The following is a 12,280-nucleotide window of genomic DNA, read 5'->3' as shown; positions in this document are numbered from 1 at the left end:
TATAGTTGCGGCTCTTTTTATTCAATCTTATTTTCAAGTGCTTCGGCACGCTCTACATGCTGCCGTATCAGGGGTAGTTGGCGCGAAGCGTATTGCTTCACTTCCATCGACACGCCATTCTCGGCCATATCTTCGTAGCGCTTTAGTAGCTCATCGTGCTGTTCTTTTACCTGCCTGATATAAGCAAGATCAAAGCCTATGCCCTCTTTGGACGTTACCTCTTTGTATACTTCCTGGTGAGCGTTACCTAAGGTCTGGGGCAACACCAGATTGGCATCGGCGCTGAGTGCTTGCAGTTCGGTCAGCATTTGCTGGTGCACCTGTTGCATGTCCTGGGCCAATGTTTTTACCTCCGGGCTTACGCCCCGTGCAATGGCTGCTTCGCTTAGCTGCAGTTGCAGCATGTCGGCGCTGGCAGCTTCGGCAGCAAAAAGTGCGTCGTTCTCCATGTTATTAATGCCGGCCTGCTGTAGTTGGGCCATACTTTGCTCCGTGGCCGCTTTTATACTATCGTTTGAGTTGCAGCCAACCTGTAGCAGCATGCTAAACCCAAGTATAACAGATAAATATTTTTTCATAGTTGTTCAGTTAAAAGCAAAAAAGCATCTGTAAAGTATAGTTACTTACAGATGCTTTCATATGTTTTACAATATTGCTTAACGCGCTATTTCTTTGCTTTATCTAGCATATCTTTTACCTGCTTGGCACGCTCCTGGTGTTTACGCAATGTGGTTAGTGTTTTACTGGCAAAGGCTTTTGCATCGGCATCTTCTAATTTTCTAGATGCTTCATCAAACATTTCTACATCTTCGTTATGGTCTTCCACCATCAGGTCCATGTAGGCTTTGTCAAAGTCGGCACCGGTTTTCTGGCGTAGCTCGGTAATATTGTCCATATGGTCCTGGCTCATACTATCAGGTAAGGTAATGTTTTTGGTGCCAGCCAGCGCTTTTAGTTCGTTGTTGGCAGCAGTATGGTCTGTAACCATCATCTGCCCGAAGCTTTTCACGTCGGCGTGCTGTGCTTTTTCCTGGGCCAGTTTACCGAGCTCTACCTCCATCATGCCGCCACTGGCAGCTTTGGTCATAAATTCTGAAAGGTCATCTTTGACTTCCTCTACAGCTGTGTCTTCAAATTTTTCTTCGTTTACTTCCTGGGCTTCTTCTACTGGTTCCTGTTTTTGATTACAGCCAAAGCCAAATAATAAAGCGCAAACAATTAAGCTTGCTGATGCAGTTTTTTTCATAGTTTTATAGTAGGTTAAGTTGTTAAACAGCTACACAACATATTGTATACGCCCTAATTATCACGGAGTTATAACGTATACCCGCATAAACCTGCACAGCAATATGTTGCGTAACTATAGCATAGCTGTAAAGACCGGTTAATTTTAAGCGAATGGTTTTTGGTTAATTTGAAGGGCATTTAAACGGCAGCCATCTTAACCAAAAGTTATACTTTATGATCTGATTGTATGAAGAAAGATTTTACCTCTATAGTTAAGGCCTGTTTACTGGCACTGTTTATACTTGTAACATGCACCGCTAATGCCCAGGACGAGCAGGACCTGGACGCCCCTGAAATACGGGAGATAGACACAGCCCATGACCGCATTATAAAAGTGCATCCGTTGCAGATAGGGGAAGTATATTTTTCGTTGGAGAAGCTGCGTACCGAGCGTATCTCTAACGAGTATGGCATTGGCTACATTTACAAAAGCTACCTGAAAGGCGAAACCGACGATTGGGAAGATTATGAAGCAAAAGATGTGATGGGCGTGGCCATACACATGAGTCAGCGCTACTATAACACCCGTAAGCGAACTGCGCCCTTTGGCTTCTTTTATGGTCCGGTGTTTGGCTACCGTTTCTTGGTTTTTGAAAAAAACGTGTTTGAGCTGCCCGAGCAGGATCCTAATTCACCAAACTATAGATTTGTAGGTCGCCTGTACCAGAACTCCCTGGACCTTAGCTACCAGCTTGGGGGGCAGTTTTTACTTGGCAAGCATTTTACGCTGGAGTTGGCAGGTGCCTTAGGTGGGCGCGTAAAATATGCCAAGTCTACCAGCGCCGATGAGCTATTGCCGGCCCACATTATCGGGCACGAGATTGTAAGCGACGAGAGTTCTTATATTGCTGCCACTCCGCTTGCGCAGCTTAAATTCTCGGTAGGTTATTCGTTCTGATATCCGCAAAATTATTTTTGTATATAGCGTTAAACTATTATAACTTTTGCTGCTCTAACGGTAAAACTCACCTCACTATTAACTGGTTATGAAAAAACAGCTCTTTAAAATTTTACCGCTGGCAGCAACGGCATGCCTGCTGGTTTTTGCCGGGTGCCAGAAAGAAGACGACCCACAGCAGCTCGAAACCGACACTGTAGAAACCGAGGCCATAACAGAATCGGAATTTACGATGGCTGATAATTTTGTAGAAGAAGCCGGCAACGACGACGAGTTTATGAACGGCCGGGTGGCTGCCGCTACCGGGAGCTTACCAGCCTGCGCTACCCGTACCTTTAACCGCGAAACGCGCACCCTTACCATCGACTTTGGGAATACCAATTGCCTTTGCCGCGATGGCCGTAACAGGCGAGGCAAGATCGTAGCTTCTTTTAATGGCCCACGCTATACGGCAGGTTCCAGCGTAACTATAACCCTGCTGGACTATTATGTAAACGACAACCACTTAACCGGCACCAAAACCAAAACCTGGGTAAATGCTAACAAGGTAAATGTAGTAGTGCAGGATGCAAGTATAGAAACTGCCCGGGGCACTGCCTACTGGGAAGCAAACCGCATAATTGAGCGCATTGCCGGAGCCGATACCCGTATTTTAACAGACGACATCTACCTGATTTCGGGAAGTTCGGAAGGCGTGAACAGGCAAGGCGTAGCTTTTAACACAACAATAGCGCAGCCCCTGAAACTTGTATTAGCCGAGACCTGTGTGCGTAACTTTGTAGCGGGCGTGGTAAAAACTGTTACAGAACGCGGCAATACCTTTGTGTTGAACTACGACCCTATTGGTGGCGAACCATGCGATAAAATTGCGGAAGTAACTGTAAATGGGCGCAGTAAGCAAATTGAGCTTCGTTAAGCAACTATAGATCATAATAAAGCCTGCTGTAACTAACTATAGCAGGCTTTTTTATAATCTATAGTTTAATTGCTGATTCTGTTCAGTACACTGTATGCCAGCAGTTTGCCATTACGATAGGTTTCGGTGCGTACCAGGCCCACACCAGGCACAAAGTATTCTATCGTCTGCATGCGGGTGGCTGGCATCTTCATACCCATGGCTTTGGTTTGCAGTTCCAGGTCCTGGTTTATTTTAAATGCGTTGTAGGCGCCTGCTGGCACATTTATACTTTCGGTGTTGCCAACGGTACGGCCGGTTATTGTCATTACCATACTGGTGAGCGGCTGCCCACTTTGTTTGTCCAGCACATCAATGCTAATGGTGCCATCTTTCAGTTTCTGCCCTGTCGTCAGCGTCGAAGGATAATCCATCTGGTCACCCTCCATTTTTACTTCCATGTTCTGGTAAGCAGCCAGCATATCCGGGTTCACCATCGAGCGCATATCTATCAGCATGCTTCCATCCTGGCAACTTACAGTGTAGTCGCCTTCTGTAGTTAGCTTTCCTTTTTCATCCAGAATTTTACTATGGATAGTAGCTTCTGTTTTGCCCGGGCTGCTGTTAACGGAGGTAACTTTATAAAGCACCCTGCCCGTTAGTTTGTCTTTCTTATCGTAGTTAATGAGCTCGTATTCGGTGTTGTTCTTTAACAGGTAATACCCTGCACAATCCTGGGCCAGCGTGCTAACCGGTGCCCAAAATATAGTTGCCACTACAAAAAGCAGCAAAAACCAGAAGCTTCTCTTTTTCATGATGGTTACGGATAAGCGTTGAACTATAGTTGGAAAGTAACTTATACTAAAACTGTTACAGCAAGTACAAGAACAGGCATATATCCAAAGTATACATACGGTTAACCGTGGCTAACAGCCTTATTTTGTTAGCATAAAAAAAGCCGGATATTACTCCGGCTTCAGTTTTATAGTTTGGCAGGCACTTTACTTATGCCCCTTTAAATTCTGGTTTGCGCTTCTCGTTAAAAGCCGTTACGCCCTCTTTATAGTCGGCAGAGTTACCGGCAATTTTCTGGCAATAGGCTTCATAGTCCAGCATCTCATCCAGCGACGAGTTAAACGACTTGTTCAGCATCTTCTTCATCAGGCCGATGGCTTTGGTTGGGGCTACCGCATAACGTGCAGCTAATTCTGCCACCGCAGCATCCAACTCTTCCGGGGTTACCACTTTGTTTACCATGCCCAGTTGCAAGGCTTCTTCGGCAGTAACTTTAGAGCCCAGCGTGCTTAACTCAAATGCTTTAAGGGAACCAACTACACGCGGCAGGAAAAACGAAGAACCAGAATCCAAAACTAATCCCACGTTCACAAATACCTCTATCATGCTGGCAGCTGTACTTGCTACCACCATATCACACGCCAACGCTAAAGAACAACCCGCACCAGCCGCTACACCATTCAGCTTACAGATGATCGGCTTCGGCAAATTGCGCATCGCACGTATGATCGGGTTATAACGCTTCTCCAACGACTCCGACAGATCACGCTTGCTGGCACTGGCAATTGCTTTCAGATCCTGGCCTGAGCAAAACGCTTTTCCGGCACCGGTCAACACAACCACGCGCACATTGTCGTCGCGGGTTACCTGTTTCAGGGCATCCTGCAGGTCGTAGCTTTGCTGGTCGTTAAAGGCGTTAAAAACATCTGGCCGGTTCAGGGTTATGGTTGCCACACCATCCTGCACATCATATAGTAAACACTCGTAAGTCATAGTTCAAGGATTTGTTTTGTAGTTGTTCAAAGGTAATGGATATGGAGGGAAGTGCAAAGTGGTTGTTGTTGGTCTGTTATTTCTCAGTGCCAGGCAAGGAAAAGTAAGTTTAGAGACCTAGCAGTGTGCGCAGCTCCTGCTAACATCTGGTTCTATAGTTTCCTTTTGTCATTCCGAGCGTTAGCCGAGGAATCTTATATGTCCTATAGTTTAAATAAGCATAACTAAGCCTTCGTTTCAAATTACCTCTAATCCTGGGAGCTTTATTAACCTATCGTTTCAACTATACCTTGGCTCGCTCACGGCCGCGAGGCCTCGTCTTCGGGCATCGCGCGGTGTACATTTCTTTTTCTCGTACCTCGAAATGCCTGCGGCACCAGAAATCTACAAGGCGCTCAACCCAAAGACTGCGATCTATCTACTATTGACCTGTATCTATAGTTTCAACCGGTAAGCTTCGACCTTTTCCCATGGTTGTATTCCCGTAGGGACAGGTCGCGACCTGTCCGTGGATAGGCTGTAACTATAGAACTATAGTTTGAAAATTGGTAGTAGCGGAAAGTCCCCCTTTGAAGGCAGGGCCGTTAAGTTCTAGCAAATTCTCCCCTTGAGGGGAGCGCAGAGGGGTGTTTGCATTAGCGGGTGAATTTAAAACTGGCTAACAATTGGCATTTTGGTCCTGAATAACACCCCTATAATCACCTCAAAGGGATAGTTCTCGGCAGAACTTAACGGCCCTGCCCCTTTGAAGGGGGCAGGGGGATGACAAACACCAACTATGAAACTATAGCTTCAACTATAACTATAGTCGATAATTCCCCTCTTGAGAGGGGCAGGGGTGTGTTATAGCAAAGGCTTAACGCATCTTCACACAAGATCCTTCCAGGATGACAGAAGAAGTAGTAAGTAAAAGCTCCCTCTCCTGTTTTTAGGAGAGGGTTGGGTGAGGTAAAATAAGGGTGGTTGGATCATACGAACGATAGAACTATAGCCAGCGACCTTCACAATGCCTGTCCCTCGCGGGCCAGTTGCATCTGGAGATACAACACCATCCTAAGTCACGAGCGTGGACGCTCGCGCCAGCAATATTAACAATAAAACTATAGTTCAATCCTGAAAATCCATTAATCCTGCAAATCCTGATTCAGACAAAAACTCCAATTCTGTCTTTAAGAGAGGGCTGGGATGAGGTAATCAACTATAGCACAAGTATACCAGCAGTAAAGGCCAGTAATAAACCGGCTCCGAAGCCAGTGTAAACTTCAGCGGGAGAATGTGCGTGCAATGCTAAACGGGCAGACAATACAGCCCCGGCCAACACTATACTTAATGAGATTGGAAACAACATGGGCACATCCGCCACCAATTTACTCAGCAGTAATAGTAAACCCAACGCACCACCAATACCTACACTATGGGCACTTACTTTCCAGAATAACGAGACCGCATACGTCAGCAACACCGATGCTGTAATGATGACCATGATAAAATAAAAGATCTCGTCGAAGGCAGCCTCGCGATAAAGCAGGTATGTAGTAATGCCATAGCATACGCTGGTAAACAACAGCGGTAACCGACGCTGATCACGGCGTTCCATTTCCATGGAGTCCAGCTGGCCGGAACGCATCATGGCATAAGCACCTAACCCAGGTATAATAAATGTGGTGAAAAAGATCATCCCCAGCACAATCCAGCGGCTTTGCATAGGCAGCGACAGCGCAGGCGCAGGAAGATAGTAAAGTATAAAAGCAAACAGGTATGTTGGCAGCAACAGCGGGTGTAAAACTACAGACAGGGCTTTCGCGAGCGAACGATTCACAGATTTAATGAATAATTATGAATGACGAATGACTAATTTTAATGAATAATGATTGTGAGTAATGATCAAATTCTTAACCAGCTACGTGGTAAAACACCTTTCCTGTTTTGTACTCTTCATTATTCATTCATCATTATAAATTATTCATTAACTATAGTTCTTTGCGAAGACGGGCTACTGGTATGTTTAGCTGCTCGCGGTATTTTGCTACGGTGCGGCGGGCAATGTTGTAGCCTTTCTCGTTCAGTATCTGCTCTATTTTTTCGTCAGACAGTGGCTTGCGCTTGCTTTCTCCGTCTATAATTTCTTTCAGGATATGCTTTACCTCGCGGCTACTGGCATCTTCGCCGGAGTCAGTGGCGATACCTTCTGAGAAGAAGTATTTAAGCGGATAGATGCCAAACTCGGTTTGCACGGCTTTGCTGTTGGCTACACGGCTTACGGTACTAATGTCCATGCCAATATCTTCGGCGATATCCTTTAGAATCATCGGGCGCAGTTCGCTCTCATCACCCTCCAAAAAGAAGTTATGCTGATACTTGATGATGGACTCCATGGTGCGCAGCAGTGTGTTCTGGCGTTGGCGAATGGCATCTATAAACCACTTGGCCGCATCAAGTTTCTGCTTTACAAACGTAACGGTCTCCTTCAGCTTCTTATCCTTCTTGTCCGACTTATCATAGGCATCAAACATATCGGCATAAGACCGACTGATGCGCAGATCCGGGGCGTTGCGCGAGTTTAGCGACAGCTCAAGCTGGCCGTTATTGTTGGTCAGTATAAAATCCGGGATGATGTACTGAATGCGCGTCATGCCGGCTCCGGCACCACCTGGCTTCGGGTTCAGTTTGGTAATGATATCAACAGCTTTCTTTAGCTCGTCCTCCGACACGCCAAATTTAGACTGTATTTTCTGATAATGCTTTTTGGTGAACTCATCAAAGGCATCTTCCAGGATGCGCTCGGCAAGTATGGTTGTTTCGTCCTGGTCGCGGCGGTGCAGTTGCAGCAGCAAACATTCCGGCAAGTCGCGGGCGGCAATACCGGCCGGGTCGAAGGTCTGGATCATGTGCAGCACTTCTTCAATCTCTTCTTCGCTGGCATCCACGTTCTGCGAAAAAGCCAGGTCGTTCGAGATCGCGCTCAGGTCGCGGCGGATGTAGCCATCGTTATCTATACTGCCAATAAGCTGCATGCCAATAATGTGCTGCTTATCATCCAGATCCAGGAAACCCAGTTGGTCCATCAGCTGATCGGTAAGCGAAGAAGCCACAGCAATCGGCATTTCTCGGTCGTCTTCATCTTCGCCGCCACGGTCGCCCTGCATTTTGTAGCCGCTTATCTCATCATCGTTCAGGTAGTCGTTAATGTCTACGTCGTCTTTGCCATAGTCATCATCGCTGTCGCCGTAATCGTCTGAATCAGAGTCGTTGTACTGGTCTTCGGGCTGGTCGGCGCCCTCTTCCAGGGCAGGGTTTATTTCCAGTTCTTCTTTAATGCGCATCTCCAGCTCGGCCGTAGGTATCTGCAACAGCTTGATAAATTGTATCTGCTGCGGCGATAGCTTCTGCTGTAAAAGTTGTCTTAAGTCGAGACGCTGCATGGGTTAAGAATTGGTTATCAGTAACGGTTCCCCGTATTTCAAATTTAGAATAATTTTACTCGCAATATCAACAAAAGGTTGAAAATTCGTGGGTTTAGCACATTTTTTGTTAGTAACAGTCATCCACGCCGCCAGGTTTATCGATTTTTATAGTTTCTGCTGTACCTTTGCAGACTTCCAACTATAAACTATAGTTTGCGGGCCACTACATTTCCGGTCTTTCTTTATACCTTTATAGTTGGCTACATTTAAATTTTATAAAGCAACGTTACATGCAACGCACAAAAGTCAAAGACCTGTTATCAGGCGCCGCGGCAGGCCAGGATGTTCTGCTGAAAGGTTGGGTGCGCACCAAGCGCGGAAATAAGTACGTGAACTTTATTGCCGTTAACGACGGCTCTACTATAAATAATATACAGGTTGTAGCCGATGCCAATAATTTCAGCGAAGAGGCTCTGAAGGACGTTACAACCGGTGCTGCCGTTTCTATTTCTGGTGAGCTGGTAGCATCGCAGGGTAAAGGCCAGGCGTTTGAAGTACAGGCTAAAACCATAGAAGTACTGGGCAAAGCTGACCCGGAAGCATATCCGCTGCAGAAAAAAGCACACTCGCTGGAGTTTTTGCGTGAGATCGCACACTTGCGTTTCCGTACCAACACCTTCGGCGCGGTATTTAGAGTGCGTAACACACTTGCTTTTGCTGTACACAGGTTCTTTAACGAGAAAGGCTTTGTGTACATGCACACGCCTATCATCACTGCTTCGGATGCTGAAGGCGCCGGTGAGATGTTCAGAGTAACGACACTTGACCCAATCAACCCGCCTAAGACAGAAGACGGGCAGGTAAACTATACAGAAGACTTTTTCGGCAAGGCTACTAACCTGACAGTATCCGGGCAGCTGGAAGGCGAACTGGCAGCGATGGCTTTCAGTGACATTTACACGTTCGGACCAACGTTTAGAGCTGAAAACTCCAACACCACGCGCCACCTGGCAGAGTTCTGGATGATAGAGCCGGAAATGGCTTTCTACGACCTGAAAATGAACGCCGACCTGGCCGAAGAGTTTATCAAGTACATTATCCGTTACGCACTGGAAAACAACCGCGAAGACATCGAGTTTCTGGGCCAGCGTTTAACAGAAGAAGATAAAGCCAAGCCACAGAACGAGCGTCAGGAAATGACCTTGCTCGAGAAGCTGGAGTTTGTAGTGAATAACGACTTCGAACGCGTAACTTATACTGAGGCAATTGATATTCTGTTGAACTCGAACCATTACAAAAAAAAGAAATTCCAGTACGACGTGAAGTGGGGTATCGACCTGCAAAGCGAGCACGAGCGTTACCTGGTAGAGAAGCATTTCAAGAAGCCGGTTATAGTTACCGACTATCCGAAAGATATCAAAGCTTTCTACATGCGCCTAAACGACGATGGCAAAACCGTAGCGGCGATGGATATACTTGCTCCTGGTATTGGCGAAATTGTAGGTGGTTCGCAGCGTGAGGAGCGTCTGGATATACTGGTAGAGCGCATGAAAGGCGTAGGCATACACGAAGAAGACCTGTGGTGGTATCTGGATACCCGCCGTTTCGGTGGCTGTCCGCACGCCGGTTTTGGCCTTGGTTTCGAGCGTATGGTGCAGTTCGTTACCGGTATGGGTAACATCCGCGACGTTATTCCTTTCCCAAGAACACCGCAGAACGCAGAGTTTTAAGCATAAACTATAGTTTATAGTTGTTAACCGCCCGGCTAAATTGTAGCCGGGCGGTTTTTGTTTTTGTCTGAATCAGGATTTGCAGGATTAAACCTCACCCCAGCCCTCTCCTAAAAACAGGAGAGGGAGTTTATATAAAATTAGAGTTTTATAGTTAGTAATGCTGGCGCGAGTCTCCAGACTCGTGACTTAGGATAATGTTGTATCTCCAGATGCAACTGGCCCGACAGGGACAGGCATGGCGAAGGCGCTGGCTATAGTTCTATAGTTACAGGTTTATCCAACCACCCTTACCCCTCAGAGCTCCGCTCGCTACCTTCGAACTCGCTTCTCGGTAGTCTAAGGAGGAGAATTTCCACTTACTGCTTTCCCTGTCATCCTGGAAGGATCTTGTGGAAAGATGCGTTAGGCCTTTACTATAACACACCCCTGCCCCTCTCAAGAGGGGAATTTGGCCTTTGCTATAATTCGGCTTTATAGTTCTATAGTTACAGGCATTGCACAAGAAAGCTATCAATCGATTGTACCGACGTTATACCATTACGTCGGCTTTGCGATTGGAAAAAACCCAAACTATAGAACTCATAATTAGCGACAAGCCTCAAAACAACAACTATAAATTTATCCCTAAACTCACTACTTCTGGCTGGAAATTTGCTAGTTATACTTCATAAATCGTATATTAAACTATGCATAAATTCATCCTAACCCTGCTCCTGTTTGTAGGCTTTGTGCAAGTGGCCAGTGCCCAGCGTGAGTTTGCTAATGTGGAGCTGCCGCTGCGCCAGCCAGAAGATCTGGTTTCCGTAGCCGACGATAATGGAAATGTTTGTTTATACTTTTATCAGAACAGCAAACTATATTTCACATTGCTTTCCCCTACCGGAGCCGTTTTGGCCCGACACGAAATACCATACCGCTGGAACAACGACCCGCAGGTACTTGGTACCCGTGTAACCGACACTGACTTTGTTTTCTATAGCCGCTTTGAGCAGGGCCGCCGCGATTATGTGCGTCCATTTGCCATTAACCGAAAGACCGGTGCCTTTAAAAGCCTGCAGGATGTAGAGCTGCAACTGGAGCGTAACACTTACTTTGTGGGTGGCTTCGGCGACGACGACCATTTTTACATGCTATATACCGACAAAAAAGACCGCCTGCATTTGTACCGCAGCAACGACTCGCCGGAGGGCTTAGCAAAAATGGAGCGAAAGATATTTGAGCCAAACCTGCCCGACACACGCGCCAAAGATACCCGCCTGATGGACCTGGTATATGTACACCCGGATATGGAGCAAACTGTATTGGCTGGTTACCATAGCGGAAAGATATATACCCGCAACGGCGACATTTACATGATATTTGATGGCTACGAGTTGAAAGGTGCAAAAAACCAGGCGACTACCGAGGTACTGGCGCTGGACTGGGAAACCGGTAAATCGAACTATAGTACGCTGCCAGCCTTGCCGCAACGCAACGACCCGGAGTTTAATTCTTTCCTTTTCCGGGATACGCTGTTCAGGTTGCAACTGGACCGCGACAAACTGAACCTGACAGCTTATAACTTTAAGGATTTGCAGCCGATAAAAACCTATACTTTTAGCGGTGAGCAGGAAATCGCGATTAAGGCTACTCCGGTTTACCAGCGTGGCACAGGAGGCTTGTTTAAATCTGATGTGGATACTGTAAAGCAGACATCCAAAGTAATGAAGAAACTGGCAGAGGGTATACCGGCCATCACAGTAAACTCTTTTACGGATAGCACACTGCAATTAACGATTGGTTCTTACGACCCGCCAACCGAACGGAACTCGGCTTCTGACATGGGCCGTTTGGTGCGCACACCAGACCAGTATTACCGCACGTCGCGTGGCCTGATGCTGATACCGGGTCGTTGGGTGCCGGCTTATAACATACCGAGCTATTACCTGAACTCGCCATACTATAGCCGTTACTTTTACGACCCTTACGGGCAAAGTGGCAGCCGTTTTAGTGGCCCGGGCGTGAGCACATATTTTAGAGCGGTACTGGATAATAATACCCTGGCAAAAGCTACCAACGGCGAAAAAGAAGTATTGCAGGACAAAGTGGACAAGTATGAGCAGGAACTGAAATCGGAGCCTGACTATAAAACGGTGTACCGCTACGGCAACAAACTGCACTATGGCTACTACGACCGCAAAACCAGAACTTTTAAAATAATGGAGTTTGCCGCAGAGTAAATAAAGACACGAGAATACAAGCAAAAAGCGCTGCCCGTTTCGGAGCAGCGCTTTTT

Annotated in this window: 10 protein-coding genes; 4 read left to right on the top strand and 6 right to left on the bottom strand. The window is 46.7% G+C overall.

The window, feature by feature from the left end; all coding sequences use genetic code 11:
* Nucleotides 1–17: 17 nt before the first annotated feature.
* Together GWO68_RS11140 and GWO68_RS11135 are read right to left on the bottom strand one after the other, a co-directional pair.
* Nucleotides 18–578 (bottom strand): DUF4142 domain-containing protein, encoded by a 561-nt coding sequence (locus GWO68_RS11140; RefSeq protein ID WP_162346528.1) that lies wholly within the window; start codon nt 576–578, stop codon nt 18–20.
* Between the two features lie 86 nt (nt 579–664).
* The gene (locus GWO68_RS11135) at nt 665–1,246 is read right to left on the bottom strand and encodes a DUF4142 domain-containing protein (protein WP_162346527.1); all 582 of its coding nucleotides are present in this window, start codon (nt 1,244–1,246) and stop codon (nt 665–667) included.
* A gap of 228 nt (nt 1,247–1,474) precedes the next feature.
* Here GWO68_RS11135 and GWO68_RS11130 point away from each other — a divergent pair, with 228 nt between their 5' ends.
* Both GWO68_RS11130 and GWO68_RS11125 read left to right on the top strand, forming a co-directional pair.
* Complete coding sequence (locus tag GWO68_RS11130) at nt 1,475–2,185, top strand: ABC transporter ATP-binding protein (protein ID WP_162346526.1); 711 nt, start codon at nt 1,475–1,477, stop codon at nt 2,183–2,185.
* A gap of 88 nt (nt 2,186–2,273) precedes the next feature.
* Nucleotides 2,274–3,101: a hypothetical protein gene (locus GWO68_RS11125; RefSeq protein ID WP_162346525.1), complete on the top strand. Its 828-nt coding sequence runs from the start codon at nt 2,274–2,276 to the stop codon at nt 3,099–3,101.
* 65 nt (nt 3,102–3,166) lie between these two features.
* Here the strand turns inward: GWO68_RS11125 and GWO68_RS11120 are convergent, their stop codons facing one another.
* The 4 genes from GWO68_RS11120 to rpoN form a co-directional block, all read right to left on the bottom strand.
* Entirely contained in the window at nt 3,167–3,895 is a 729-nt protein-coding gene (locus GWO68_RS11120) for a TapB family protein (RefSeq protein WP_162346524.1), read from the bottom strand.
* Between the two features lie 190 nt (nt 3,896–4,085).
* On the bottom strand, nt 4,086–4,868 hold the full coding sequence (locus GWO68_RS11115) for an enoyl-CoA hydratase-related protein (protein ID WP_162346523.1): 783 nt from the start codon (nt 4,866–4,868) through the stop codon (nt 4,086–4,088).
* Between the two features lie 1,198 nt (nt 4,869–6,066).
* Nucleotides 6,067–6,687, bottom strand: coding sequence for a hypothetical protein (locus GWO68_RS11110; RefSeq protein ID WP_162346522.1), 621 nt, complete (start codon nt 6,685–6,687; stop codon nt 6,067–6,069).
* A gap of 151 nt (nt 6,688–6,838) precedes the next feature.
* Complete coding sequence (rpoN, locus tag GWO68_RS11105) at nt 6,839–8,290, bottom strand: RNA polymerase factor sigma-54 (protein ID WP_162346521.1); 1,452 nt, start codon at nt 8,288–8,290, stop codon at nt 6,839–6,841.
* Nucleotides 8,291–8,562: 272 nt separating this feature from the next.
* On the opposite strand from rpoN, the gene asnS reads away from it, so the two are divergent.
* Nucleotides 8,563–10,002: an asparagine--tRNA ligase gene (gene asnS, locus GWO68_RS11100; RefSeq protein WP_162346520.1), complete on the top strand. Its 1,440-nt coding sequence runs from the start codon at nt 8,563–8,565 to the stop codon at nt 10,000–10,002.
* Nucleotides 10,003–10,691: 689 nt separating this feature from the next.
* Nucleotides 10,692–12,224: a hypothetical protein gene (locus tag GWO68_RS11095; RefSeq protein WP_162346519.1), complete on the top strand. Its 1,533-nt coding sequence runs from the start codon at nt 10,692–10,694 to the stop codon at nt 12,222–12,224.
* Nucleotides 12,225–12,280 lie beyond the last annotated feature (56 nt).

Source organism: Pontibacter fetidus (assembly GCF_010119545.1).
Classification (GTDB): Bacteria; Bacteroidota; Bacteroidia; order Cytophagales; family Hymenobacteraceae; genus Pontibacter; species Pontibacter fetidus.
Note: the sequence above shows the minus strand (reverse complement) of the source record. Positions and strands in the feature narration are given on the sequence as shown.

What these genes read in the sequence shown, in the direction of transcription:
- GWO68_RS11140 (WP_162346528.1), bottom strand. Translation starts at nt 578, where the DNA reads ATGAAAAAATATTTATCTGTTATACTTGGGTTTAGCATGCTGCTACAG.
- GWO68_RS11135 (WP_162346527.1), bottom strand. Translation starts at nt 1,246, where the DNA reads ATGAAAAAAACTGCATCAGCAAGCTTAATTGTTTGCGCTTTATTATTT.
- GWO68_RS11130 (WP_162346526.1), top strand. Translation starts at nt 1,475, where the DNA reads ATGAAGAAAGATTTTACCTCTATAGTTAAGGCCTGTTTACTGGCACTG.
- GWO68_RS11125 (WP_162346525.1), top strand. Translation starts at nt 2,274, where the DNA reads ATGAAAAAACAGCTCTTTAAAATTTTACCGCTGGCAGCAACGGCATGC.
- GWO68_RS11120 (WP_162346524.1), bottom strand. Translation starts at nt 3,895, where the DNA reads ATGAAAAAGAGAAGCTTCTGGTTTTTGCTGCTTTTTGTAGTGGCAACT.
- GWO68_RS11115 (WP_162346523.1), bottom strand. Translation starts at nt 4,868, where the DNA reads ATGACTTACGAGTGTTTACTATATGATGTGCAGGATGGTGTGGCAACC.
- rpoN (WP_162346521.1), bottom strand. Translation starts at nt 8,290, where the DNA reads ATGCAGCGTCTCGACTTAAGACAACTTTTACAGCAGAAGCTATCGCCG.
- asnS (WP_162346520.1), top strand. Translation starts at nt 8,563, where the DNA reads ATGCAACGCACAAAAGTCAAAGACCTGTTATCAGGCGCCGCGGCAGGC.
- GWO68_RS11095 (WP_162346519.1), top strand. Translation starts at nt 10,692, where the DNA reads ATGCATAAATTCATCCTAACCCTGCTCCTGTTTGTAGGCTTTGTGCAA.